Annotated in this window: 26 protein-coding genes and 5 tRNA genes; 20 read left to right on the plus strand and 11 right to left on the minus strand. The window is 62.6% G+C overall.

Going from position 1 to position 24,752, the window contains the following annotated elements; genetic code table 11:
• Positions 1 to 103: 103 nt before the first annotated feature.
• From murJ to ispH, 6 genes are all read left to right on the plus strand, one after another.
• On the plus strand, positions 104 to 1,642 hold the full coding sequence (gene murJ, locus QCL51_RS02885; RefSeq protein WP_021784204.1) for a murein biosynthesis integral membrane protein MurJ: 1,539 nt from the start codon (positions 104 to 106) through the stop codon (positions 1,640 to 1,642).
• Positions 1,643 to 1,760: 118 nt separating this feature from the next.
• Positions 1,761 to 2,711 (plus strand): bifunctional riboflavin kinase/FAD synthetase, encoded by a 951-nt coding sequence (ribF, locus tag QCL51_RS02890; RefSeq protein ID WP_103470194.1) that lies wholly within the window; start codon positions 1,761 to 1,763, stop codon positions 2,709 to 2,711.
• Positions 2,708 to 5,539, plus strand: coding sequence for an isoleucine--tRNA ligase (ileS, locus tag QCL51_RS02895; RefSeq protein WP_103443434.1), 2,832 nt, complete (start codon positions 2,708 to 2,710; stop codon positions 5,537 to 5,539). Before ribF ends, ileS begins: the two co-directional genes overlap by 4 nt.
• The gene (gene lspA, locus QCL51_RS02900) at positions 5,532 to 6,047 is read left to right on the plus strand and encodes a signal peptidase II (RefSeq protein ID WP_014589581.1); all 516 of its coding nucleotides are present in this window, start codon (positions 5,532 to 5,534) and stop codon (positions 6,045 to 6,047) included. Before ileS ends, lspA begins: the two co-directional genes overlap by 8 nt.
• On the plus strand, positions 6,040 to 6,477 hold the full coding sequence (fkpB, locus tag QCL51_RS02905; RefSeq protein ID WP_010951871.1) for an FKBP-type peptidyl-prolyl cis-trans isomerase: 438 nt from the start codon (positions 6,040 to 6,042) through the stop codon (positions 6,475 to 6,477). Before lspA ends, fkpB begins: the two co-directional genes overlap by 8 nt.
• A 14-nt stretch (positions 6,478 to 6,491) precedes the next feature.
• Positions 6,492 to 7,439, plus strand: a complete 948-nt coding sequence (gene ispH / locus QCL51_RS02910) for a 4-hydroxy-3-methylbut-2-enyl diphosphate reductase (RefSeq protein ID WP_021784201.1) — start codon at positions 6,492 to 6,494, stop codon at positions 7,437 to 7,439.
• A gap of 76 nt (positions 7,440 to 7,515) precedes the next feature.
• On the opposite strand, the gene QCL51_RS02915 is transcribed toward ispH, so the two are convergent.
• The gene (locus QCL51_RS02915; protein WP_103443435.1) at positions 7,516 to 7,998 is read right to left on the minus strand and encodes a GspH/FimT family pseudopilin; all 483 of its coding nucleotides are present in this window, start codon (positions 7,996 to 7,998) and stop codon (positions 7,516 to 7,518) included.
• Positions 7,999 to 8,107: 109 nt separating this feature from the next.
• On the opposite strand from QCL51_RS02915, the gene QCL51_RS02920 reads away from it, so the two are divergent.
• From QCL51_RS02920 to thiO, 5 genes are read left to right on the plus strand one after another with little or no spacing between them, the layout of a single operon-like run.
• Positions 8,108 to 8,290, plus strand: a complete 183-nt coding sequence (locus QCL51_RS02920; protein ID WP_021784199.1) for a prepilin-type N-terminal cleavage/methylation domain-containing protein — start codon at positions 8,108 to 8,110, stop codon at positions 8,288 to 8,290.
• Positions 8,287 to 8,925 carry a prepilin-type N-terminal cleavage/methylation domain-containing protein gene (locus tag QCL51_RS02925; RefSeq protein WP_103470192.1) on the plus strand — a complete coding sequence of 213 codons (639 nt, stop codon included), beginning with the start codon at positions 8,287 to 8,289 and terminating at the stop codon, positions 8,923 to 8,925. Before QCL51_RS02920 ends, QCL51_RS02925 begins: the two co-directional genes overlap by 4 nt.
• The gene (locus QCL51_RS02930; protein ID WP_021784197.1) at positions 8,922 to 9,386 is read left to right on the plus strand and encodes a hypothetical protein; all 465 of its coding nucleotides are present in this window, start codon (positions 8,922 to 8,924) and stop codon (positions 9,384 to 9,386) included. Before QCL51_RS02925 ends, QCL51_RS02930 begins: the two co-directional genes overlap by 4 nt.
• Before the next feature lies 1 nt (position 9,387).
• Positions 9,388 to 9,777, plus strand: coding sequence for a type IV pilin protein (locus QCL51_RS02935; protein ID WP_003247577.1), 390 nt, complete (start codon positions 9,388 to 9,390; stop codon positions 9,775 to 9,777).
• A gap of 54 nt (positions 9,778 to 9,831) precedes the next feature.
• A complete protein-coding gene (thiO, locus tag QCL51_RS02940; RefSeq protein WP_338444585.1) occupies positions 9,832 to 10,929 on the plus strand; it encodes a glycine oxidase ThiO in 1,098 nt (365 codons plus the stop codon).
• Positions 10,930 to 10,988: 59 nt separating this feature from the next.
• Here thiO and QCL51_RS02945 read toward each other — a convergent pair whose 3' ends face one another.
• Positions 10,989 to 11,219 (minus strand): PP0621 family protein, encoded by a 231-nt coding sequence (locus QCL51_RS02945; protein WP_003247559.1) that lies wholly within the window; start codon positions 11,217 to 11,219, stop codon positions 10,989 to 10,991.
• Between the two features lie 94 nt (positions 11,220 to 11,313).
• The gene (locus QCL51_RS02950; RefSeq protein WP_021784194.1) at positions 11,314 to 12,333 is read right to left on the minus strand and encodes an outer membrane protein assembly factor BamD; all 1,020 of its coding nucleotides are present in this window, start codon (positions 12,331 to 12,333) and stop codon (positions 11,314 to 11,316) included.
• 147 nt (positions 12,334 to 12,480) lie between these two features.
• On the opposite strand from QCL51_RS02950, the gene rluD reads away from it, so the two are divergent.
• The 8 genes from rluD (at position 12,481) to QCL51_RS02990 (ending at position 17,800) form a co-directional block, all read left to right on the plus strand.
• Entirely contained in the window at positions 12,481 to 13,443 is a 963-nt protein-coding gene (gene rluD / locus QCL51_RS02955) for a 23S rRNA pseudouridine(1911/1915/1917) synthase RluD (RefSeq protein ID WP_003247554.1), read from the plus strand.
• A complete protein-coding gene (gene pgeF / locus QCL51_RS02960; RefSeq protein WP_021784193.1) occupies positions 13,440 to 14,180 on the plus strand; it encodes a peptidoglycan editing factor PgeF in 741 nt (246 codons plus the stop codon). The genes rluD and pgeF overlap by 4 nt, the downstream gene beginning before the upstream one ends.
• A gap of 249 nt (positions 14,181 to 14,429) precedes the next feature.
• Complete coding sequence (clpB, locus tag QCL51_RS02965; RefSeq protein ID WP_338444586.1) at positions 14,430 to 16,994, plus strand: ATP-dependent chaperone ClpB; 2,565 nt, start codon at positions 14,430 to 14,432, stop codon at positions 16,992 to 16,994.
• 362 nt (positions 16,995 to 17,356) lie between these two features.
• Positions 17,357 to 17,432 (plus strand) — tRNA-Asn (locus QCL51_RS02970).
• 4 nt (positions 17,433 to 17,436) lie between these two features.
• Positions 17,437 to 17,513 (plus strand) — tRNA-Pro (locus tag QCL51_RS02975).
• A gap of 6 nt (positions 17,514 to 17,519) precedes the next feature.
• Positions 17,520 to 17,595 (plus strand) — tRNA-Lys (locus tag QCL51_RS02980).
• A 47-nt stretch (positions 17,596 to 17,642) separates the two neighbouring features.
• Positions 17,643 to 17,719: transfer RNA gene (locus tag QCL51_RS02985), tRNA-Pro, on the plus strand.
• A gap of 5 nt (positions 17,720 to 17,724) precedes the next feature.
• Positions 17,725 to 17,800 (plus strand) — tRNA-Lys (locus QCL51_RS02990).
• A gap of 186 nt (positions 17,801 to 17,986) precedes the next feature.
• Here the strand turns inward: QCL51_RS02990 and QCL51_RS02995 are convergent.
• The 4 genes from QCL51_RS02995 to QCL51_RS03010 form a co-directional block, all read right to left on the minus strand.
• A complete protein-coding gene (locus QCL51_RS02995; protein WP_060546218.1) occupies positions 17,987 to 19,282 on the minus strand; it encodes an NAD(P)/FAD-dependent oxidoreductase in 1,296 nt (431 codons plus the stop codon).
• A gap of 84 nt (positions 19,283 to 19,366) precedes the next feature.
• Entirely contained in the window at positions 19,367 to 19,540 is a 174-nt protein-coding gene (locus QCL51_RS03000; RefSeq protein WP_008091951.1) for a DUF3094 domain-containing protein, read from the minus strand.
• Positions 19,541 to 19,672: 132 nt separating this feature from the next.
• Entirely contained in the window at positions 19,673 to 20,302 is a 630-nt protein-coding gene (locus QCL51_RS03005) for a DUF1780 domain-containing protein (RefSeq protein WP_003247546.1), read from the minus strand.
• Positions 20,303 to 20,357: 55 nt separating this feature from the next.
• The gene (locus QCL51_RS03010) at positions 20,358 to 20,789 is read right to left on the minus strand and encodes a hypothetical protein (protein WP_103443441.1); all 432 of its coding nucleotides are present in this window, start codon (positions 20,787 to 20,789) and stop codon (positions 20,358 to 20,360) included.
• A gap of 87 nt (positions 20,790 to 20,876) precedes the next feature.
• Between QCL51_RS03010 and QCL51_RS03015 the strand changes: the two genes are divergently transcribed.
• Positions 20,877 to 21,584 carry an energy-coupling factor ABC transporter permease gene (locus tag QCL51_RS03015; protein ID WP_103470188.1) on the plus strand — a complete coding sequence of 236 codons (708 nt, stop codon included), beginning with the start codon at positions 20,877 to 20,879 and terminating at the stop codon, positions 21,582 to 21,584.
• A 192-nt stretch (positions 21,585 to 21,776) separates the two neighbouring features.
• Here QCL51_RS03015 and yacG read toward each other — a convergent pair whose 3' ends face one another.
• From yacG to QCL51_RS03035, 4 genes are read right to left on the minus strand one after another with little or no spacing between them, the layout of a single operon-like run.
• Entirely contained in the window at positions 21,777 to 21,977 is a 201-nt protein-coding gene (gene yacG / locus QCL51_RS03020) for a DNA gyrase inhibitor YacG (RefSeq protein WP_010951889.1), read from the minus strand.
• On the minus strand, positions 21,974 to 22,597 hold the full coding sequence (coaE, locus tag QCL51_RS03025; RefSeq protein ID WP_323601676.1) for a dephospho-CoA kinase: 624 nt from the start codon (positions 22,595 to 22,597) through the stop codon (positions 21,974 to 21,976). The genes yacG and coaE overlap by 4 nt, the downstream gene beginning before the upstream one ends.
• On the minus strand, positions 22,597 to 23,463 hold the full coding sequence (locus tag QCL51_RS03030) for an A24 family peptidase (protein ID WP_338444587.1): 867 nt from the start codon (positions 23,461 to 23,463) through the stop codon (positions 22,597 to 22,599). The genes coaE and QCL51_RS03030 overlap by 1 nt, the downstream gene beginning before the upstream one ends.
• Positions 23,464 to 23,465: 2 nt before the next feature.
• A complete protein-coding gene (locus QCL51_RS03035) occupies positions 23,466 to 24,674 on the minus strand; it encodes a type II secretion system F family protein (protein WP_338444588.1) in 1,209 nt (402 codons plus the stop codon).
• Positions 24,675 to 24,752: the final 78 nt, after the last annotated feature.

A 24,752-nucleotide genomic window follows, 5' to 3' on the forward strand; every position in this document is an offset into this window, starting at 1 on the left:
CCTGTACACTCGGGAATTTTTGGCTCCCCTGCGAAGGCGCGGGAGTATCGCACATTCGGACGCTGTCTGGCAGCGTCCTCTGTCATTGGCGTGAATCTTTTCGATGAACCTGCTCAAATCCCTGGCTGCAGTAAGCTCGATCACCATGATTTCGCGGGTGCTTGGCTTTGTACGCGACACCATCCTGGCCCGTATTTTTGGTGCTGGTGTCGCTACCGACGCCTTCTTCATCGCGTTCAAGCTGCCCAACCTGTTGCGGCGCATTTTTGCCGAGGGTGCATTCTCCCAGGCCTTCGTGCCGATTCTGGCCGAGTACAAGACCCAGCAAGGCGAGGAGGCGACACGCACTTTCATCGCCTATATCAGTGGCCTTCTGACCCTGGTGCTGGCCCTGGTGACCGCCATCGGCATCCTCGCTGCACCCTGGGTGGTGTGGGCGACGGCCCCAGGTTTTGTCGACAGCACCGAAAAATACGAGCTGACCACCGCCCTGTTGCGGGTGACGTTTCCTTATATATTCCTGATCTCGCTGTCTTCCCTGGCCGGCGCGATCCTCAATACCTGGAACCGCTTTTCGGTGCCGGCCTTCACGCCCACCCTGCTGAACGTGGCGATGATCGCCTTCGCCGTGTTGCTGACACCGTATTTCAACCCGCCAATCATGGCGTTGGCCTGGGGCGTGCTGGCGGGTGGCCTGGCGCAGTTGCTGTACCAGCTGCCAGCGCTGAAGAAGATCGGCATGCTCGTGCTGCCGCGTCTGAACCTCAAGGACGCGGGTGTGTGGCGGGTACTGAAGCAGATGCTGCCGGCGATCCTGGGGGTGTCGGTGAGCCAGATCTCGCTGATCATCAACACCATTTTTGCTTCCTTCCTGGTCGCCGGCTCGGTGTCGTGGATGTACTACGCCGACCGCCTTATGGAGCTGCCTTCGGGCGTGCTGGGCGTGGCCCTGGGCACCATCCTGCTGCCGACCCTGGCCAAGACCTACGCCAACAAGGACCGCGAGGAGTACTCGCGGATTCTCGACTGGGGCCTGCGCCTGTGCTTCCTGCTGGTGCTGCCATGCACCCTGGCTTTGGCCATTCTTGCCGAGCCGCTGACCGTCGCGCTGTTCCAATATGGCAAGTTCAGCGCGTTTGATGCGGCCATGACCCAGCGGGCGCTGATCGCCTATTCCGTGGGCTTGCTGGCAATCATTCTGGTCAAGGTACTGGCACCGGGCTTCTACGCGCAGCAGAATATCCGCACGCCGGTGAAGATTGCAGTCTTCACCCTGGTCTGCACCCAGCTGTTCAACCTTGCCCTGGTCGGCCCGCTTGCACATGCCGGCCTGGCATTGGCGATCAGCCTCGGTGCCTGCCTGAATGCCGGCCTGCTGTTCTGGAAACTGCGCAGTCAGCGGTTGTTCGAGCCTCAGCCTGGCTGGGCAGTGTTCCTGCTCAAGCTTGTGTTGGCGGTGGCGCTGATGTCGGCAGTACTGCTGGCGGGCATGCACTATATGCCGGCCTGGGAACAGGGCATCATGCTTGAGCGCTTCCTGCGGCTTGGGGCGCTGATCCTGGCGGGCGTCGTGACGTATTTTGGCTGCCTGTACCTGTGCGGCTTCCGGCCCCGGCATTTCGCTCGCAAAGCCTTGCACTGAGGCTTTTGGCGGGTCAGGCGTCGGTTTTTCGCATTCCACGCCGCCCTTGGGCGCTGCTGCCTGTCACCAGCGCCCGGGTGTGGTTATAATCGGCCACTTTATGAGCAAGAAGCGCGTTATGCAGCTGGTTCGAGGTCTTCACAACCTGCGCCCCGAGCACCGGGGCTGTGTCGCCACCATTGGCAACTTCGACGGGGTTCACCGTGGCCACCAGGCAATCCTGGCGCGCCTGCGCGAGCGTGGTCAGGCCTTGGGCCTGCCGACCTGCGTGGTGATCTTCGAACCGCAACCACGCGAGTACTTCGCACCTGATACCGCGCCGGCGCGCCTGGCTCGGCTGCGTGACAAGATTGAGCTGTTGGCGACCGAAGGCATCGACCGGGTGCTGTGCCTGGCCTTCAATCAGCGACTGAGCAAGCTCAGTGCCGAAGCCTTCGTCAAGGCCATCCTGGTCGACGGCCTGGGCGTGCGTCACCTCGAAGTGGGCGATGACTTCCGCTTTGGCTGCGACCGCGCTGGCGACTTTGCTTTCCTGGTCGAGGCCGGCAGCGCGTACGGCTTCACCGTCGAGGCCGCCAACACGGTAATCCAGGACGGCCTGCGGGTCAGCAGCACCGAAGTGCGCAAGGCCTTGTCCGAGGGCAACTTCGAGCTGGCCGAACACCTGCTGGGCCGCCCGTACCGCATTACAGGCCGCGTGCTGCACGGCCAGAAGCTGGCCCGCCAGCTCGGCACACCTACCGCCAACATTCAGCTCAAGCGCCGCCGCGTGCCGCTGTCCGGGGTATACCTGGCCAGCATCGTGATCGACGGCAAGGCTTGGCCGGGTGTCGGCAATATCGGCGTGCGCCCCACCGTTGCCGGTGATGGGCGCCCGCACCTGGAGATTCATCTTCTGGACTTTGCCGGCGACCTTTACGGCCGGCGCCTGACGGTGGAGTTCCACCACAAGCTGCGTGAAGAGCAGCGATTCGCCTCCCTGGAGGCGCTGAAGTCGGCGATCGATGCGGATATCGCCGCCGCACGTGCACATTGGCACGCTCAACCGCTAACGAAGAGCCTGAAATGACCGACTACAAAGCCACGCTTAACCTTCCGGACACCGCCTTCCCCATGAAGGCCGGCCTGCCTCAGCGCGAACCGCAGATCCTGCAGCGCTGGGACAGCATTGGCCTGTACCAGAAGCTGCGCGAAATTGGCAAGGATCGTCCCAAGTTCGTCCTGCACGACGGCCCGCCCTATGCCAACGGCAAGATTCACATCGGTCATGCGCTGAACAAGATCCTCAAGGACATGATCGTCCGCTCCAAGACCCTGGCCGGCTTCGATGCGCCGTACGTGCCAGGCTGGGACTGCCACGGCCTGCCGATCGAGCACAAGGTGGAGGTTACCCACGGCAAGCACCTTTCCGCCGACCGTACCCGCGAGCTGTGCCGCGAGTACGCTGCCGAGCAGATTGAAGGGCAGAAGACCGAGTTCATTCGCCTGGGCGTGCTGGGTGACTGGGACAACCCATACAAGACCATGAACTTTGCCAACGAGGCCGGTGAAATCCGCGCCCTGGCCGAGATGGTCAAGCAAGGCTTCGTGTTCAAGGGCCTGAAGCCGGTGAACTGGTGCTTTGATTGCGGTTCGGCGCTGGCTGAAGCGGAAGTCGAGTACGCCGACAAGAAGTCGCAGACCATCGACGTGGCCTTCCCGGTTGCCGATGAGGCCAAGCTGGCCGCCGCCTTCGGCCTGGCCTCTCTGGCCAAGCCGGCCGCCATCGTGATCTGGACCACCACCCCGTGGACCATCCCGGCCAACCAGGCCCTGAACATCCACCCGGAATTCAAGTACGCCTTGGTCGACACCGGCGAGCGCCTGCTGGTGCTTGCTGAAGAGCTGGTCGAGTCGTGCCTGAAGCGTTACAACCTGGAAGGCTCGGTCCTTGCCACCGCCCAAGGTTCTGCGCTGGAACTGATCAACTTCCGCCATCCGTTCTACGATCGCATGTCGCCAATCTACCTGGCCGACTACGTCGAACTGGGCGCCGGTACCGGCGTGGTGCACTCCTCGCCAGCCTACGGTGAGGACGACTTCGTCACCTGCAAGCGCTACGGCATGGTCAACGACGACATCCTCACCCCGGTGCAGAGCAACGGCGTGTATGTCGAGTCGCTGCCATTCTTCGGCGGCCAGTTCATCTGGAAGGCCAACCCGGCCATCGTCGAGAAGCTGAGCGAAGTCGGTGCGCTGATGCACACCGAGACCATCAGCCACAGCTACATGCACTGCTGGCGCCACAAGACCCCGCTGATCTACCGCGCCACCGCGCAGTGGTTCGTGGGCATGGACAAGCAGCCGACCACCGGCGAGCCGCTGCGTGAGCGTGCGCTGAAAGCCATTGAAGACACCAAGTTCGTTCCGGCCTGGGGCCAGGCGCGCCTGCACGCGATGATCGCCAACCGCCCGGACTGGTGCATCTCGCGTCAGCGCAACTGGGGTGTGCCGATCCCGTTCTTCCTGCACAAGCAGACCGGCGAGCTGCATCCGCGCACTGTCGAGCTGATGGAAGAAGTGGCCAAGCGTGTCGAGCAGCAGGGCATCGAGGCCTGGTTCAAGCTGGACGCCGCCGAACTGCTGGGCGCTGAAGCCGAGCAGTACGACAAGATCGCCGACACCCTCGACGTGTGGTTCGACTCGGGCACCACCCACTGGCACGTGTTGCGTGGCTCGCACGACATTGGCCACGCCACCGGCCCGCGCGCTGACCTGTACCTTGAAGGTTCCGACCAACACCGCGGCTGGTTCCACTCGTCCTTGCTGACCGGTTGCGCCATCGACAACCACGCGCCGTACCGCGAGCTGCTGACCCACGGCTTCACCGTGGACGAGAACGGCCGCAAGATGTCCAAGTCGCTGGGCAACACCATCGAGCCGGAGAAGGTCAACAACACCCTGGGTGCCGATATCCTGCGCCTGTGGGTTTCGGCCACCGACTATTCCGGTGAAATGGCGGTTTCCGAGCAGATCCTGCAGCGCAGTGCCGACGCCTACCGGCGTATCCGCAATACCGCCCGCTTCCTGCTGTCCAACCTGTCCGGTTTCGACCCGGCCCGCGACCTGCTGGCCTCGGAAGACATGCTGGCGCTGGACCGCTGGGCCGTTGACCGTACGCTGCTGCTGCAACGCGAGCTGGAAGAGCACTACAGCGAGTACCGTTTCTGGAACGTCTACTCCAAAGTGCACAACTTCTGCGTACAGGAACTGGGCGGCTTCTACCTCGACATCATCAAGGACCGCCAGTACACCACCGGCGCCAACAGTGTCGCCCGCCGTTCCTGCCAGACTGCGCTGTATCACATCAGCGAAGCGCTGGTGCGCTGGATCGCGCCGATCCTGGCATTCACCGCCGACGAAATCTGGCAGTACCTGCCGGGCGAGCGCAACGAGTCGGTGATGCTCAACGGCTGGTACGAAGGCCTGAGCGAGCTGCCGGAAGGTACCGAGCTGGGCCGCGCTTACTGGGACCGTGTGATGGCGGTGAAGGCATCGGTGAACAAAGAGCTGGAAAACCAGCGTACCGCCAAGGTCATTGGTGGCAACCTGCAGGCTGAAGTTACCCTGTATGCCGACGAAGGCCTGAGTGCCGACCTGGGCAAGCTGGGCGACGAGCTGCGCTTCGTGCTGATCACCTCGGCCGCCAGCGTGGTGCCGTTTGCACAGGCGCCTGCCGAAGCCGTAGCCACCGAAGTCGAAGGCCTCAAGCTGAAAGTGGTCAAGTCCGGCCACGCCAAGTGCGGCCGTTGCTGGCACTTCCGCGCCGATGTCGGCAGCCACCCGGAGCACCCGGAAATCTGCAGCCGTTGTGTCGACAACCTGAGCGGCCAGGGTGAGGTGCGCCACTATGCCTAACCCTGCAGCGGGGCGCTTCGGGCGCCTTGCATGGCTGTGGCTGAGCTTGCTGGTCCTGGTCGTCGACCAGGCCACCAAGCTGTACTTCAACAACGCCCTGACCATGTACCAGCAGATCGTGGTCATTCCTGACTACTTCAGCTGGACCCTGGCCTACAACACCGGTGCCGCGTTCAGCTTCCTGGCCGATGGTGCAGGTTGGCAGCGCTGGTTGTTCGCCTTGATCGCCGTGGTGGTCAGCGCGGTGCTGGTGGTGTGGCTCAAGCGCCTGGGGCGCAACGAGACCTGGCTGGCCGTGGCGCTGGCGCTGGTGCTGGGTGGGGCGATTGGCAACCTGTACGACCGTATCGTGCTGGGCCATGTGGTCGACTTCATCCTGGTGCACTGGCAGAACCGCCATTACTTCCCGGCCTTCAACGTGGCCGACAGCGCCATCACCGTTGGTGCGGTGATGCTGGCGCTGGATATGTTCAAGAGCAAGAAGTCCGAGGATCCGGTCCATGACTGACACCCGTATCGGCCAGAACACCGAAGTCACCCTGCACTTCGCGCTGCACCTGGAAAACGGCGACACCGTCGACAGCACATTCGATAAAGCCCCAGCCACCTTCAAAGTGGGTGATGGCAACCTGCTGCCGGGCTTTGAAAACGCCCTGTTCGGCTTCAAGGCCGGCGACAAGCGAACCGTGGCAGTGGCCCCGGAGAACGCCTTCGGCCAGCCTAACCCGCAGAACGTGCAGGTCATGCCGAGGTCCAACTTCGAAGGCATGGAGTTGTCCGAAGGGCTGCTGATCATCTTCAACGACGCCGCCAACACCGAGTTGCCGGGGGTGGTCAAAGCGTTCGATGACGACCAGGTCACCATCGACTTCAATCACCCACTGGCTGGCAAGACCCTGACCTTCGAGGTGGAGATCCTCGAGGTGAAGGCCCTGTAAGCCTGGAGCCGAGCATGCAAATCAAACTCGCCAACCCTCGCGGCTTTTGCGCCGGGGTCGACCGGGCGATCGAGATCGTCAACCGCGCGCTGGAAGTCTTCGGCCCGCCGATCTATGTGCGCCACGAAGTGGTGCACAACAAGTTCGTGGTGGAAGACTTGCGTAACCGCGGCGCCATCTTTGTCGAAGAGCTGGACCAGGTACCGGACGATGTCATCGTCATCTTCAGTGCCCACGGTGTTTCCCAGGCCGTGCGCCAGGAAGCGGCTGGCCGTGGCCTGAAAGTGTTCGATGCCACCTGCCCGCTGGTGACCAAGGTTCACATCGAAGTGGCCAAGTACAGCCGCGATGGTCGTGAGTGCATTCTCATCGGCCACGAAGGGCACCCCGAAGTCGAAGGCACCATGGGCCAGTACGATGCCTGCAACGGCGGCGCCATCTACCTTGTCGAAGACGAGGAAGATGTTGCCAACCTGCAGGTGCGCGACCCGGACCACCTGGCTTTCGTCACCCAGACAACACTGTCGATGGACGACACCAGCCGCGTCATCGATGCGCTGCGTGCACGCTTCCCGAACATCGGCGGCCCGCGCAAGGACGACATCTGCTACGCCACCCAGAACCGCCAGGATGCCGTCAAGCAACTGGCTGGCGAGAGCGACGTGGTGCTGGTGGTCGGCAGCCCGAACAGTTCCAATTCCAACCGTTTGCGCGAGCTGGCTGAGCGCATGGGAACCCCGGCCTACCTGATCGACGGTGCCGAGGACCTGCAACGCGGCTGGTTTGAGCAAACCGCGCGGATCGGCATCACCGCCGGTGCTTCGGCACCCGAAGTGCTGGTGCGCGGCGTGATCGAACAGCTCAAGGCCTGGGGCGCCACTGGCGCTGAAGAGCTGGACGGGCGTGAAGAGAACATCACCTTTTCAATGCCCAAAGAGCTGCGTGTTCGCTCGCTGATCTAAGGGGCTGCATCGCCGCCAATGCAGGGGCTGCTTTGCAGCCCTTTCGCGACACAAGACCGCTCCTGCAATGACCGCCCTAGCAGCGGCCAGTGCTCAGGTCCTCTGTAACCAACCTGACTCTGCCGCTTGATGCCAGCGCCACTTGATATCGGCTGCGAGCAGAGGAGCGTTCGCACATTTCCAGTGTTGCACCCAGCCAGCCGTTGCCCGACGTCATTGGCACGCCCAGCGCACTGAATTTGAACTGCTCACCACGATTGCTGACTATTTTCAGGGGCTTTGCCAGCCGCTGCTCACGCAGCACCTGCCGGTTATGCTCCAGCACTACCCGCCAACCATTCCCCCAATTACCGTCCAGCGCCAGCACCAGCACCGGCTGGCCCTGCAACAGCGCATGGCTGCGTGCACTACGCAACGCTTGGGCCAGATCACGCGCTGCTGCTGCCCTGTGAAGGTCATCGCTCATTCTGGCGTAGGCCGGTATGCCGAACTGCGTCAGCAACACCGCCACGGCCAAGGCCGACAACATTTGTATCAGTGTTACGCCGCGTTGCTTCACCGTGCATTCCTCCCTGGACGTGCTTGGCTATAGGTTCCTGGCGGTTGGACAAGAGGTCCAGTCGCCCAAGTTGAAAGCAATGACGGGAAAAGTCGCAGGAGGTGCAGGGATGCACGCAAGGCAAGGGGGCATGACGCTTCTGGAAGTGTTGTTGGCGGTTGTGGTCGTGGCCGTGGGTCTGTTCGCAACGGCTGCGACGCAATTGCAGGCATTGCAGGCTGTGGACAGCGCGCGCCGTGACGGCCAGGCGGCGATGGCGCTGCACAGCGAACATGAGCGCAGGCGGCGATGAGGCGCTGTCAGGCAGGGCTTGGCTTGCTTGAGATGGTGGTGGCGCTGGCGATCGGATTGATGCTGCTGGCGGCGGCCAGCCAGCTTTTTGTCTCCGCGCACCAGACTTGGCGCCTGCAAAGTACGGCAGTGCGCATGCAGGATTCTGCGCGGCTTGCATTGCTGCGCATGGCGCAGGATATCCGCATGGCCGGGATGTTCGGTTGCCTGCGTCTGAGCCCAGGCAACTTTCTGGTCCCCGGCGCGGAGCAGGCCTTTGCCCGGCCCTTGGTGAGTGGCCCGTCAAGTTTGAGCCTGGTTGTCGCTGAGTTACCAGGGTATGCCGGCGACCCCGACTGGACCTTGCTGACAAACTGTATCAACACGGTGGAGGTACACAAGGAGCGCGCGCAAGGTAGCGACACGCTTATGGCTGTGCCTGTCAGCCGGCATCGCTATGTTCACGTTGGAAGTACGCTTTACTTCGAGCGGCGCGGCCGTAATCAGCCCTTGGTCGATCACGTGCGCGAACTGCGTGTAGTGCAGGTGGCTGGAGAGCGGATCGATCTTCAGCTGACATTGTATGAGCCGACCTTACAGCTTGAGCAGCACCATGCGCTGAGCGTCGCAATTCGCAACCCGGTCCCCGCTTCATGACTCGCCAGCGTGGCGTGGTTCTTCTACTGGCCTTGATCCTGAGCGTCCTGCTGGGCCTGCTTGCCACATCTGCCCTGCGTGACGCGTTGGTGGAAACACGGATGACCGGCTACCTGAGCGATGGCCTGCTGGCGCTGGAAGAGGCAGAAGCCACTTTGCTGGCCGGGGTACGCGAACTTGAACGGGCGCCCCCTGACGCTTGTAACGCGTGCCTGCCGCCGCCCAAGCCGCACGATCTGGTTGGGCAGTGGCAAGGTACCCAGACCGGTTTTTTCCAAGTGCAGAACCTGGGTGTCAGCAAATGTGCCGCGCACATGCCCGAAGGGCAGCCGGTTAGTCTGTTCCGGGTTACCGCTGTCAGTAAGCAAAGCCGCTCGCGACATGTGCTGGAAGCGGTCTACGCCGTGGCTGGCAATCAAACCCAACGCATCACCTGGCGACAAAGATTGCGAGGAGACTGACATGCAGCAAGGCTTGAGCCTGATCGAGTTGTTGATTGTGCTGGCCGTGACCGGCATTCTGGCAGCCATTGCCTACCCCAGTTACAGCGACCAGCTTCGGCGAGCCGCGCGCAGCGAAGTGGTTGGCCTGCTGCATGATGCCGCCCTGCGCCTGGAGCGCCACCGCGTGCGCACTGGCCAATACGCCGAGGGCGACCTGGTCTTGCCCGAAGGTACCCGCTACTACAGCCTTCAGGCCCAGCGCGACAGTGACACCTTCACGCTGCGCGCCCGGCGGCTACCGCATGGGCTGATGGCGCAGGATGGCTGTGGCGATTTCCAGCTCGACCAGGCTGGCATGCAGCGCAATCCGGGTGCCGTTGAGCACAGCACGCACTGCTGGGGAAGCTGAAGGTTCAATGATGCCCGGTGCATCGCGGTTTTACTTCAGGTGTTGGATCGACAGATGAGCAAGCAAGTAGTGGTGGTCGGCGGCGGGGTGATCGGCCTGCTGACGGCATTCAACCTGGCAGCCAAGGTCGGCCAGGTGGTGGTGTGCGATCAGGGTGAGGTTGGCCGAGAGTCGTCCTGGGCTGGCGGAGGCATTGTCTCGCCGTTGTACCCGTGGCGCTACAGCGCCGCAGTGACCGCTCTGGCGCACTGGTCGCAGGACTTTTATCCACAGCTGGGCGAGCGTCTGTTCGCCAGCACCGGTGTCGACCCCGAAGTACACACCACCGGGCTGTACTGGCTCGACCTGGACGACGAGGCCGAAGCGTTGGCCTGGGCCGCGCGCGAGCAGCGGCCGCTGAGTGCCGTGGATATTTCGGCGGCCTACGATGCGGTGCCGGTGCTGGGCCCGGGCTTCAAGCACGCCATCTACATGGCTGGCGTGGCCAATGTGCGCAACCCACGCTTGGTCAAGTCGCTGAAAGCGGCGTTGCTGGCGCTGCCGAACGTGACCTTGCGCGAATATTGCCAGATCACCGGCTTCGAGCAAGAAAAGGGGCGCGTGACCGGTGTGCAGACTGCCGATGGCGTACTGGCGGCGGATGAGGTTGTGCTCAGCGCAGGCGCCTGGAGTGGCGACCTGTTGCGTACCCTTGGCCTTGAGCTGCCGGTTGAGCCCGTGAAGGGCCAGATGATCCTGTTCAAGTGCGCTGAAGATTTCCTGCCGAGCATGGTGCTGGCCAAGGGGCGCTATGCGATTCCGCGACGTGACGGGCACATTCTGGTGGGGAGCACGCTGGAACACGCCGGGTATGACAAGACCCCGACCGGGGATGCGCTGGAAAGCCTGAAGGCATCGGCGGTGGAGTTGTTGCCTGAGCTTGAAGGCGCCACAGTGGTGGCGCACTGGGCGGGACTACGGCCGGGGTCGCCAGAAGGCATCCCTTACATTGGGCCTGTGCCAGGGCATGAAGGGTTGTGGCTGAACTGCGGGCATTATCGCAATGGGCTGGTGCTGGCGCCGGCTTCGTGCCAGCTGTTTACCGATTTGCTGACTGGTGCCGAGCCGATCATCGACCCGGTACCCTATGCGCCAGAAGGGCGTTTGGGCTGAGAGCATCTTCCCGCTCCCACGGTGGGAGCGGGTTCTGTGTGCATCCGCGGGTTTTGCGCTCAACCCTTGTGGCCAGGGCCCTGCTGCAGGTGTGCCTGGCTGCAGTACCACTCATTACCCTGCTGCAGCGCCCGGTCGTTGGGCAGGTGCACGCCGCAATGGGCGCAGCGCACCATCTTCAGCGGCGCATCCAGCTTCGCCTCGGGGTGCGACTGCTGGCTGACTTTGAACTTGCGCCACAGCCAGAACGCGGCGGCGATCAGGGCGATCCAGAAAAGTAGGCGAACCATGGTGTCCAGCTTGTCGATTGAAGAAGCCGACAGTCTAGGACGCGGCCAATAAAAAAGGGAGGCCCAAGGCCTCCCTTTCATTCACCGCCGAAGGTCAGTCGAACAGACCAAAGGTCATGTAGCTGAACCAGGAACGGTCTTTCTCGGCTTCTTTCGGGCCTTCCGGCACGATCGGGTCGCCGTTCTCGTCTTTAGGCAGCAGCTCCCGCGGCATCTCGTCGCGCGCGTCCTGGAACTGCTTGACCACGTCCTGATTGGCGCGGGTTTCGCCTGGCGGCAGCGGGGTATCGGTTTCGATCAGGCCCAAGGTCGCCTTGGACAGCCAGCCGCGGCCGTCAGACTCGGTCTGCTTGGGCTGGAACTCGCCATCGACCAGGCTCGGGTGGTCCGGGTAGTTGAGCTTGAGGGTTTCCAGGCTCGTGGCGGCCAGTTCGTCCAGGTGCAGCTTCTGGTACGACTCGACCATCACGGCCAGGCCGTCACCGACGGACGGGGTTTCCTGGAAGTTTTCGACCACGTAGCGGCCACGGTTGGCAGCAGCTACATAAGCCTGGCGGCCCAGATAGTAGTCGGCCACGTGAATTTCGTACGAAGCCAGCAGGTTGCGCAGGTAGATCATGCGCTGCTTGGCGTCTGGTGCGTAGCGGCTGTTGGGGAAACGGCTGGTCAGCTGGGCGAACTCGTTATACGAGTCGCGGGCGGCGCCCGGGTCACGCTTGGTCATGTCCAGCGGCAGGAAGCGCGCCAGCAGGCCGCGGTCCTGGTCGAACGAGGTCAGGCCTTTGAGGTAGTAGGCGTAATCGACGTTCGGGTGCTGCGGGTGCAGGCGGATAAAGCGCTCGGCGGCCGACTTGGCGGCCTCGGGCTCGGAGTTTTTGTAGTTGGCGTAGATCAGCTCGAGCTGCGCCTGATCGGCATAGCGGCCGAACGGGTAGCGCGACTCCAGGGCCTTGAGCTTGTTCACGGCGCTGGTGTAGCTGGAATTGTCCAGATCAGCCTGGGCCTGCTGGTACAGTTCGGCCTCGCTGAGGTTCTCGTCAATGACCTCTTTATTAGAGGAACAGGCCGCGGTAAGCCCGAGGATGGCGATCAGCAGCAGGTGTTTCACTTGCATGGCGGCTTGCGTCCCTTTGACGGCCGCTGTCTTGGGCGGTGCCGTCCTGTTATGATGAGCGCCCCGGCCAACCCCGGGACAAAAGAAGCCGTATTTAACCACAAGCTCGCAGCCGAAACCAAAGGCTGTGCGCCCGCCGAATCGAGCATGTCCGAGATCATTCAACTTAGCGCAGAGGTACCGTCCGAACTGGGCGGCCAACGCCTCGACCAGGTCGCCGCCCAATTGTTCGCCGAGTACTCGCGTTCGCGGCTAACTTCGTGGATCAAAGAGGGCCGCCTGACGGTCGATGGTGCAGTCGTGCGCCCTCGAGACCTTGTTCATGGTGGTTCTCTGCTTGCCCTGGAGGCCGAGCAAGAGGCCCAGGGTGAGTGGATCGCAGAAGATATCGAACTGGATATCGTCTACGAAGACGACCACATCCTGGTGATCAACAAGCCTGCCGGGCTGGTTGTGCACCCGGCGGCCGGGCATGCCAGCGGCACCCTGCTCAACGCGCTGCTGCACCATGTGCCAGACATCGTCAACGTGCCGCGCGCCGGTATCGTGCACCGCCTGGACAAGGACACCACCGGCCTGATGGTGGTGGCCAAGACCCTGCAGGCGCAGACCAAGCTGGTCGAGCAGATGCAGGCCCGCAAGGTCAGCCGCATCTACGAGTGCATCGTGATCGGCGTGGTGACTGCCGGTGGCAAGATCGACGCGCCCATCGGCCGCCACGGCGGCATGCGCCAGCGCATGGCTGTAACCGACGGCGGCAAGCCGGCGGTCAGCCACTACCGTGTACTCAAGCGCTTCCGCTCGCACACCCATGTGCGGGTCAAGCTGGAAACCGGCCGTACCCACCAGATTCGCGTGCACATGGCCCATGTGGGTTTCCCGCTGGTAGGCGACCAGACGTACGGCGGGCGCTTCCGTATTCCGCCCGCTGCCAGCCCGACCATGGTCGAGGCGGTCAAGACCTTCCCGCGCCAGGCGCTGCACGCGCGTTTCCTTGCCTTGGCCCACCCGATTACCGGTGAAGTCATGAAGTGGGAATCGCCACTGCCGGATGACTTCGTCTGGTTGCTGTCGCTGCTGAACCAGGACCGCGAGAGCTTCATCGGATGAGTGGCCTGACACAGGCGTTGCTGTTCCCCGACTGGCCGGCCCCGGCTTCGGTCCGCGCCTGTGTCACCACCCGTCAGGGCGGCGTCAGCCTGCCGCCCTATGAAACCTTCAACCTCGGCGACCATGTTGGGGATGACCCTGCCGCGGTCGCCGAGAACCGCCGCCGCCTGAGCGAACAGTTCGCCATCCAACCGGCCTGGCTCAAGCAGGTACATGGCCTGGTGGTGGCGGATGCCGACCCGGCTGTGGTCGCCGAGGCCGATGCCAGCTGGACCCGCCAGCCTGGCATTGCCTGCACCGTGATGACCGCCGATTGCCTGCCTGCGCTGTTCTGCGACCGCGCCGGCACCCGCGTGGCGGCGGCGCATGCTGGTTGGCGCGGGCTGGCGGGTGGCGTGCTGGAAGCCACGCTGGACCGGCTGGCGCTGCCGCCAGAAGAGGTGCTGGTGTGGTTGGGGCCTGCCATCGGCCCGCAAGCGTTCGAAGTGGGGCTGGAAGTGCGTGATGCCTTTACCGCCGTGCACCCGCAAGCAGCTCGGGCATTCGTTGATGGCGAACGGCCAGGCAAGCTGTTGGCGGATATCTATGAGCTGGCGCGTATTCGCCTGGCTGCCCGTGGAGTGACTGCTGTTTATGGCGGTGGCTTGTGCACGGTCAGTGATGCACGGTTCTTCTCCTATCGCCGTACCCCGCAGGGTGGGCGCTTCGCATCGTTGGTCTGGCTGGACCCGCGCTAGCCTGTACCGGCCTCTTCGCGGGCACGCCCGCTCCCACAGAGGTTCCGCAAACGTTGAAACTGGTGGTGTACCTGTGGGGGCGAGCATGCCCGCGAATGGCCCCCATTAATCCAACAGGTTGACTTCGGTCAACCCCGCTAAGCTTGAATCTTCCAGAATCAGCCTTATCTATAAAGTCATCTCAGGCAGGTTTCTTTATAAACAGGCGCTGTCCATCGCTCCGACCTGCCCTTTAAAGGAAGGTACACCATGCGAATAGACCGTTTAACCAGCAAGCTGCAACTTGCAATATCCGATGCCCAGTCTTTGGCCGTTGGCATGGACCACCCTGCCATCGAGCCCGTGCACCTGTTACAGGCGCTGCTCGAACAGCAGGGCGGTTCCATCAAGCCGCTGCTGATGCAGGTAGGCTTCGACATCAATGGCCTGCGCCAGGGGCTGGTGAAAGAGCTCGACCAACTACCAAAAATACAGAACCCTACCGGCGACGTGAACATGTCGCAGGACTTGGCGCGCCTGCTTAACCAGGCAGACCGTCTGGCACAGCAGAAGGGTGACCAGTTCATTTCCAGCGAGCTGGTGCTGTTGGCCGCCATGGACGAAAACAGCAAGCTCGGCAAGCTGCTGCTGAGCCAGGGCGTGAGCAAGAAAGCGCTGGAAAATGCCATCAACAACCTGCGTGGCGGCGCGGCAGTGAATGACGCCAACGCTGAGGAATCGCGCCAGGCGCTGGACAAGTACACCGTCGACCTGACCAAGCGTGCCGAAGAGGGCAAGCTGGACCCGGTCATTGGCCGTGACGATGAAATCCGCCGTACCGTGCAGGTGCTGCAACGCCGTACCAAGAACAACCCGGTGCTGATCGGTGAGCCTGGCGTGGGTAAAACCGCCATTGCCGAAGGCCTGGCCCAGCGCATCATCAATGGTGAAGTGCCTGACGGCCTCAAAGGCAAGCGCCTGCTGGCGCTGGACATGGGCGCGCTGATTGCCGGTGCCAAGTACCGCGGTGAGTTCGAAGAGCGCTTGAAAAGCCTGCTGAACGAGCTTTCCAAGCAAGAAGGCCAGATCATCCTGTTCATCGACGAACTGCACACCATGGTCGGCGCCGGCAAGGGCGAGGGCGCCATGGACGCCGGCAACATGCTCAAACCGGCCCTGGCCCGCGGCGAGCTGCATTGCGTTGGCGCCACCACGCTGAACGAGTACCGCCAGTTCATCGAGAAGGACGCCGCCCTGGAGCGCCGCTTCCAGAAGGTGCTGGTCGAGGAACCGAGCGAGGAAGACACCATCGCCATCCTGCGTGGCCTGAAAGAGCGCTATGAAGTGCACCACAAGGTGGCCATCACCGACGGTGCAATCATCGCTGCGGCCAAGCTCAGCCACCGCTACATCACCGACCGCCAACTGCCGGACAAGGCCATTGACCTGATCGACGAAGCGGCCAGCCGCATCCGCATGGAGATTGACTCCAAACCGGAAGTGCTCGACCGCCTTGATCGCCGCCTGATCCAGCTGAAGGTGGAGTCGCAGGCGCTGAAGAAAGAGGAAGACGAAGCGGCGAAAAAGCGCCTGGAGAAGCTGACCGAGGAAATCGAGCGGCTGGAGCGTGAGTATTCCGACCTGGAAGAAATCTGGGCTTCGGAGAAAGCTGAAGTGCAGGGCTCGGCGCAGATCCAGCAAAAGATCGAGCAGTCTCGCCAGGAACTGGAAGCCGCCCGTCGCAAAGGCGACCTGAGCCGCATGGCCGAACTGCAGTACGGGGTGATCCCGGACCTGGAGCGCAGCCTGCAGATGGTCGACCAGCACGGCAAGTCCGACAACCAGTTGCTGCGCAACAAGGTCACCGAGGAAGAAATTGCCGAAGTGGTGTCGAAGTGGACCGGCATTCCTGTGGCCAAGATGCTCGAAGGCGAGCGTGAGAAGCTGCTGAAAATGGAAGAGCTGCTGCACCAGCGCGTGATTGGCCAGGGCGAGGCGGTAACCGCCGTCGCCAACGCCGTACGCCGCTCACGTGCCGGGCTGTCTGACCCGAACCGGCCGAGTGGTTCGTTCCTGTTCCTCGGCCCGACCGGTGTGGGCAAGACCGAACTGTGCAAGGCGCTGGCCGAGTTCCTGTTCGACACCGAAGAGGCGATGGTGCGCATCGACATGTCCGAATTCATGGAGAAGCACTCCGTAGCGCGCCTGATCGGTGCACCGCCAGGCTATGTCGGGTATGAAGAGGGCGGTTACCTGACCGAGGCCGTGCGGCGCAAGCCTTACTCGGTGGTGCTGCTGGACGAGGTGGAAAAAGCCCACCCGGATGTGTTCAACGTGCTGCTGCAGGTGCTGGAAGACGGCCGCTTGACTGACAGCCACGGGCGCACCGTGGACTTCCGCAACACCGTGATCGTGATGACCTCCAACCTGGGCTCGGCGCAGATTCAGGAACTGGTGGGTGACCGCGAGGCACAGCGTGCGGCAGTGATGGATGCGGTGGGGGCACACTTCCGTCCGGAGTTCATCAACCGCATCGACGAAGTGGTGGTGTTCGAGCCATTGGGCCGCGAGCAGATTGCCGGTATTACCGAAATCCAACTCGGCCGCCTGCGCAGCCGCCTGCTGGAGCGCGAACTGTCGCTGAGCCTGAGCCCAGAGGCGTTGGACAAGCTGATTGCCGTGGGTTACGACCCGGTATACGGCGCACGGCCGCTGAAGCGGGCGATCCAGCGCTGGATCGAGAACCCGCTGGCGCAGCTGATTCTGGCCGGCAAGTTCCTGCCCGGTACGGCGATCACCGCCAGGGTGGAAGGCGACGAAATCGTCTTCGGCTGATTGTGTTGCACCATGAGCCCCGCGTTTGCGGGGCTTTTTTTGCCTGTTACAAATGCCGGTCCAGCCCAGCTATTTCGGGCCTTTGCGCCAATCCGGGGTAACCGCCTGAAATTTTTGAAATTTTTGCTTGCATCAAATTTAGAGTGCCCCTAATATACGCCGCGTTGTCAGGCACTAAGCGAATCACCAGCAACATCAGTGATCGCAAAACAACTTACAAATCAGTAAGTTGAATGAAAAAAAGTGGTTGACAAGCAAAACGAAGAATGTAGAATAGCCGGCCTCAGCAGCGACAACGCAAAAGCGAAGAAGCTAAAGAGTCCGAAGCGAACACAGTCTTCGGAGTTGTGCCGAAGTTCAGTTCCGCGATAGCTCAGTCGGTAGAGCAAATGACTGTTAATCATTGGGTCCCTGGTTCGAGTCCAGGTCGCGGAGCCAATCTCGGGGTGTAGCGCAGTCCGGTAGCGCGCCTGCTTTGGGAGCAGGATGTCAGGAGTTCGAATCCCCTCACCCCGACCATTTTCCGGGTCGTTAGCTCAGTTGGTAGAGCAGTTGGCTTTTAACCAATTGGTCGTAGGTTCGAATCCTACACGACCCACCATGTAGAAAAGGGCATCTCCAAAGAGATGCCCTTTTTTTTGAAACACTCGGGGTGTAGCGCAGTCCGGTAGCGCGCCTGCTTTGGGAGCAGGATGTCAGGAGTTCGAATCCCCTCACCCCGACCATTTTTGGGTCGTTAGCTCAGTTGGTAGAGCAGTTGGCTTTTAACCAATTGGTCGTAGGTTCGAATCCTACACGACCCACCATGAACAAAGGGCATCTCGCATGAGATGCCCTTTTTCTTTTGCCTCGAAAAATGCGCCCATCGGTGCAAATCCCACCTGTTTGCCACACCGCCCCTTTGTAGGAGCGGGTTCACCCGCGAATGCGGCAGTGCAGCCACCATCGCATTCACAGGTAAACCCGCGCCATACAGGGCATGCGGGCGCCTGTTAGTGCAGCTTCAGGCGCGGCTCGGTACCCCGGCCAATCTTGCTGCCCAGCATCATCAACGCCGTGCGGAAGAACCCGTACAGCGCCATCTGGTGCATGCGGTACAGCGACACATAGAACATGCGCGCCAGCCAGCCTTCCAGCTTCACGCTGCCCATCAGGTTACCCATCAGGTTGCCCACCGCCGAGAAGCGCGACAGCGATACCAGCGAGCCATAGTCCTTGTACTCGTACGTCGGCAGGGCCTTGTTCTCCAGGCGCGCCTTCAGGCTTTGCGCCAGCATCGAAGCCTGCTGGTGCGCTGCCTGTGCACGCGGCGGCACGTTACGGTCGCTGCCAGGTTGCGGGCAGGCGGCGCAGTCACCGAAGGCGAAGATGTTGTCGTCGCGGGTGGTTTGCAGGGTAGGGCGCACGACCAACTGGTTGATGCGGTTGGTTTCCAGGCCATCGATGTCCTTGAGGAAACCTGGCGCGCGGATACCGGCTGCCCACACTTTCAGGCTGGCCTGGATCACTTCACCGTCCTTGGTTTTCAGGCCGTCCTCGGTCACTTCACTGACCGCGGCGTTGGTCATCACCTTCACCCCGAGTTTTTCCAGGGTCTTGTGAACCGGTATGCTGATGCGCTCCGGCAGCGCCGGCAGAACACGCGGGCCCGCCTCGATAAGGGTGATGTGCATGTCCTTGGGCTGGATGCGGTCCAGGCCATAGGCCGCCAGCTCGTGGGCAGCGTGGTGCAGCTCGGCCGCCAGCTCTACACCGGTGGCACCGGCGCCGACAATGGCTACGCTGATTTTTTCGCTGGCCACGTCGCCGGCGTGGGCACGCAGGTAGTGGTTCAGCAGTTGCTGGTGGAAACGCTCGGCCTGCTTACGGGTATCCAGGAACAGGCAGTGCTGCGCTGCGCCCAGGGTGCCAAAGTCGTTGGTGTTGGAGCCCACGGCGATCACCAGGGTGTCGTAGCCCAGGGTGCGCGCAGGCAGCAGCTCGCGGCCCTCTTCGTCGAGGGTGGCAGCCAGTTGAATCTGCTTGCCTTCACGGTCCAGGCCGCTCATGCGCCCCAGCTGGAAATTGAAGTGATTCCACTTGGCCTGAGCCACGTAGTTCAGTTCGTCTTCCGAGGAGTTCAGCGAGCCGGCGGCCACTTCGTGCAGCAGTGGCTTCCAGATGTGCGTGAGGTTGGTGTCGACCAGGGTGATTTCGGCCTGCTTGCGCTTGCCCAGGCTTTTACCCAGGCGGGTCGCCAGTTCCAGGCCGCCGGCGCCGCCGCCGACAATCACGATGCGATGAGTCATGGGAATATCTCATAAGGTTTACGGAATTCGTGGCCCTGGGGGCCGGCCGCAAACTGCACGAGGGGAGGGCGAGCGCTAAGCAGCTCATAGCACCAGTCCACTCAGCAGGCGGCTGATGAGACCCAACCCGATGGTCACGGCCAGCACCAGCACAAGGAGCAGCCACGGCCGGAAGGGCCTGCGCTCGACTTGGTGCTGGGGGGCTCGCAGATACTCATCGACACGACGCTGATCTTCCGGGTTCAGGCGGCTGGTCATGGTGGGCCTCGTCAGGTAGACGTTTGTGACTGTGCAAACGCTACAGCGTTCGCGCAGGCGCTTGAAACAAATGATAATGCTTTCTATCCCTGGCGCCGAGTGTACGCCATCGCAAACAGTCGCTGCACTGGATCAAAGACTGATGCCTACGTCGAAGACGATGCTGCGGCCCAGGTTGCCGCGCAGGAAATCCGGCGCATCGGGGTGGGCAAACAGTACCCGGGCAAAGGTTGGCCCGACCAGCGACAGCGAGCGCCAGCCCTGGCGCAGGTATTCGGTAGGCGGCGGGAAGTGGGTGTTGAGGTCGAGCACTTCGCGCTTGAGGCTGGAGAACGCGATGATGTCCAGCTCGTTCAGCTCCAGCCCGCGTTCCCGGTAATTGTGCGCCTTCTTGCGCAAGGTGGGCGCCAGGCGCCCCAGCAGTTCGGTGGCACTGATGCGCCGTGGGCGTGCTTCGCGGCGTACCAGTTGCGCCAGGGAAAACGCACTGCGCCGCCGCTGCAGCTCCTCGCGCCATTCATCGTTCAGCCGGCGGCCCTCGTCGAGCACGAAAAACACCTCGAAGGCGGCGTCGCGGAACAGCACGTCTGGTGGCTCCTGCCCCGCCGGGGTGAAGTCCTCGCTGCGGTAGGGAATGTTCAGCCCCTGCAACAGGCGCTGGCACACCCAACGCTCCCGCTCCCACTTACGGGCGTTGGAGAGAAAGGCATTGGCTTGTTCGGCCTGGATGGTAAGCAGGCGCAGGTAGTCTGAGTCATCCATGCAGACAAGCTTAGCCGCTAATCGATGACGGTAAGATGCTGTTTAAGCGTGAGAATCAGCCCAGCACTGGCCACTGCTGCACCAGCCCGACCAGATGCACCAGGCCAAAGCCCAGGCAGATCAGCGAACTGACCACGATAAAACGCTGCGAACGCCCGGTGCCCGCCAGCAATACTGGCCCCAGCAGACCGCGTAGCAAATACACCAGGGTGATCAGGCAAATGACTGGCAGCAGCAAGGGCAGCCGCCCGATCGCCCCGGCAGCCGACAGCGCATAGGCCGACCAGGCCAGCAACACGCAGGCGATGGCGGCGGTGATCAGCGCCGGGTAGCAGCGGCCCTTTTCGGCGGCCACCGCCATGCGCTCGCCGGCCCCGAACAAACGGTACCAACGCGGCCCCACGGCGATGATGGCCAGGTGAATTACGCCGATGATGGCGTTGAGTGCCGCTGCCAGTAGCAGGGCGGGGTTGGTTCCTTCCAGCATGACCAATGCTTCCTGCATCGAATGGAAGGCGACAGCCTACCGCAGCCGAAGGCATGGGAGAATGGGTGTAGACTCGGTTTTATCCACATGGCTGCAAAGGGTATTGTTCAGGTGATCAGCGCGCAGGTGTTATCCGGCACCACCCTTACCCTCGGCTGGCTGGGTTATGTGCCGTTGCTGATCTGGGCGGTCAGCCAGGTTCGCTGGGTTGAACTGTTTACCGACCGGCGCCGCCAGCATTTGCTGTTTGGTACGGTGTTCTGCCTGTTTGCGCTGTGGCTGGTGCGGCGCGACTTTGATACCGGGGTGTCGTACCACTTTATTGGCATGACGGCGGTCACCCTGTTGCTGGACTGGCCGCTGGCGGTGCTGGGTGGGTTCATGGCCCAGCTCGGCTTGCTGGCGCTGGGGCGTCAGGACCTGGCGGCGCTGGGGGTGAATGGTTTGTTGCTGGTTGGCTTGCCGGTGCTGATTACCGAGGTGTGCGCGGTATTGGTGGAGCGTGCCCAGCCCCGCAACCTGTTCGTTTACATCTTTTGTTCGGGTTTTTTTCCGGCCGCGCTGACCGTGCTGGTTTGCGTCCCCGCAGCGCTAGGGGTGTTGTGGCTGGACGGGCGGTTTGCCCTGCCGGAGTGGCTCAGCGACTTTGTTGGCTACCTGTGGCTGATGATGTTCCCCGAGGCGTTCATCAACGGCATGGTGATCAGTGCGCTGGTGGTGTTTTGCCCCGAGTGGCTGGAAACCTTCAACCGGACGCGGTACCTGCAGGCGCCGTGGAAGGAAGATGAGCGGTGAGTGTGTGGTGGCTGTGCCGGCCTCTTCGGGGGTAATGCACAGCACTCAGAGGTTGCACTCTCACTGTGGGAGCGGGCATGCCCGCGAACACGGGCGAAGCCCGTGCCATCCACTGCGCCGCCTGCTTCGCGGGCTTGCCCGCTCCCACAGGTACCGCGCGGGTTGTGGCCCGCGTTGTATTTGTGGATCAGCTCAATGCCGCGGCTCCAGGTCCCCCGAATACAGCTCATCTTCGGACTCTTCCGACCCCGCAATCTTGTGCTCCTCAGCCGCCCAGGCGCCCAGGTCGATCAGCTTGCAACGGTCCGAACAAAACGGTCGGAACGCGTTTTTTTCGCTCCATTCCACAGGCGCGCCGCAAGTTGGGCAATCGACGGTCAATGGCTGGCTCATGGCTGGCCTCCTTTCAAAGTCAGGTAAAAGTGGTGCAGGCGGTCAATCTGCTCATGCAGCGCGGCCAGGCCGCCGTCGTTGACCACCACATCATCGGCATGGCGCAGGCGATCTTCACGGGCCAACTGCGCCTGCAAAATGGCCTGCACGTGCTCGGCACTGGTGTTGTCCCGCGCCAGGGTACGCGCTATTTGCAGGTCCTGCGGCGCATCGATCACCAGAACACGTTGGGTCTTATGGTGCTGGCCCGATTCGATCAGCAGCGGCGACACATAGACCGCATAAGGCGACTGCGCCTTGGCCAGATAGCTGAAAATTTCCTGACCGATCAGCGGGTGCAGCAGTTGTTCCAGCCATTTGCGTTGCGCCGGGTCGGCGAAAATCAGCTGGCGCAGGGCGGCGCGATCAAGCTGGCCGTCGCCCTGCAGCACGCCCGGGCCGAAGCGCTCGACGATGCTGGCCAGGGCCGGGCGGCCAGGTTCGACAACCCAACGCGCCGCCTGGTCGGCATCGACCAGGTGCACGCCAAGCTCGACAAAGCGCTCGGCAGCGGCGCTTTTGCCGCTCCCAATGCCGCCGGTCACGCCGAGAATCCAGGGGGTAAAGGCCGCAGTGGTCATCAGTATCCAAGCAGTTGCATGTATGAGGTGTATATTTCATCACCCCAGAGCACGGCAATCCACCCCGCAATTGCCAGATAAGGGCCAAACGGGATAGCCGTGCCCAAGGCATGCCGGCGAAAACGCAGCAGGCACAGGCCAACAAGCGCCCCCACCACCGACGACAACAGCAGCGTCAACGGCAGCACCTGCCACCCCCCCCACGCCCCGATCAGCGCCATCAGCTTGAAATCGCCATAGCCCATGCCTTCCTTGCCGGTGACCAGCCTGAACACCCAGTACACCGTCCACAGGCTGAGGTACCCGGCCACTGCGCCCCACAGTGCGTCGGCCAGGGCCACATGGATACCAAAGGCATTGACGATCAGCCCTAGCCACATGGTCGGCAACACCAGCACATCCGGCAGCAGCTGGTGGTCCGCATCGATCAGGCTCAGCGCCAGCAGGCACCAGGTCAGCGGCAACGCCAGCAACGCCTCTACCGAAGCGCCGAAGCGCCAGGCCACTACCAGCGACAGCAGCGCGCTGGCCACTTCCACTACCGGGTAACGCAGGCTGATGCGGTTTTTGCAGGACGAACAGCGCCCGCCCAAGGCCAGGTAGCTGATGACCGGAATGTTCTCCCACGCACGAATCCGGTGCGCGCAGTGTGGGCACCGGGAGGCCGGCAGGCACAGGTCGAAACGCGGGTGCTGCGTGGTCGGCAGCCCCAATACCTCTTGCGCCTCACGCTGCCATTGGCGCTCCAGCATGATCGGCAGGCGATACACCAGCACGTTGATAAAGCTGCCCACCAGCAGGCCGAGCACCGTGGCAAGGGTGAGGAAATACGCTGGCTGTTCAGCCAGCAAAGCCCATAAAGTCATGTTCAGATCAAACTACCCAACTGGAAGATCGGCAGGTACATCGCCACCACCAGGCCACCCACCAGCAAGCCCAGGATCAGCACGATGGCCGGCTCCAGCAGGCTGGTCAACTGGTCCAGCGCCTGGCTGACCTGTTCCTCGTAATGGCTGGCGGCTTTTTCCAGCATCTGGTCCAGCGTGCCGCTGGATTCACCGATGGCCGTCAACTGCACCAGCAAGGGGGGAAACAACGGTTCACCGGCCATCGCCTGGTTCAACCCTTGCCCATTGGCCATGCCTTGGCGCAGCCGCAACACCGCCTGTTCGTGCAGGTCGCCACCCGTTACCCGCGCCACCGTCCCCAGCGCATCCAGCAACGGCACCCCGGCGCCGTAGGACGTTGCCAGGCTGCGCGCAAACCGCGCCAGCGCGGCCTGCCCCAGCAACTTGCCAAACACGGGCAAGCCCAGCACCCGCCAAGATATCCACAGGCGCGCTGGCGCGTGCTGCCGGTAAAGCTGGCGCACGGCAACACCCATCACCAAGCCCATCACCAGCAGCAGCGGTGCAAACCGGCTCAGCCCTGTGGACAAGTTGATCACCCATTGGGTAAATGCCGGCAACGCCGCGCCCATGCCCGAGAACATGCTCTCGAATTTAGGAATCACCTCCAGCAACAAGATTGCCGACACCCCCAGCCCGGTCAGCAACAGCAGCAGCGGGTAGATCATCGCCTTGCGCACCTTCTTGTGCAGCACCCGACGCTGTTCCAGCATGCCGGCCAGCTGCTCCAGCTGCCGGTCGAGCGTACCGGACTGCTCGCCCACCCGTACCAGGTTGCAATACAGCGCATCGAACCATGCCGGGTGACGCTGCAACGCATCCGCCAACCCCAGGCCCGAGGCCACATCCTGTTTCAATCTTTCCAGCAACGCCGCCTGCGCCGCATCGCAACCGCTGCGGCCCATCACCTCGAACGCCTGCAGCAGCGGCACGCCGGCCTTGAGCAACGTGGCCAACTGCCGGCTGAACCCCGCCGGGTCAGCCTTTTCGCGCCGCTTTGGCAAGCTTAACGCCAGCCCGCTGGCCGGCCGCAAACTCGCCACCGTGATGCCCTGGCGAATCAGCCCGGCGCGCACATAAGCCGGGCTGCGCCCGGGTGTTTGGCCGCTGACCGGCGTGCCGTTGGCGTCGGTGCCGTGCCAGCGGTAGAGAAGTGAAGATGAAGTCATGCAAAGGTCCTTGTTCAGCCCCGGCGACAAGCCTGGAAACAGCTTGCCGCGTCCATGCAAGGGCACGCGTCCGTGATG

Origin of the sequence: Pseudomonas sp. LTR0, assembly GCF_036630035.1 — a bacterium.
Lineage (GTDB): Bacteria > Pseudomonadota > Gammaproteobacteria > Pseudomonadales > Pseudomonadaceae > Aquipseudomonas > Aquipseudomonas putida_Y.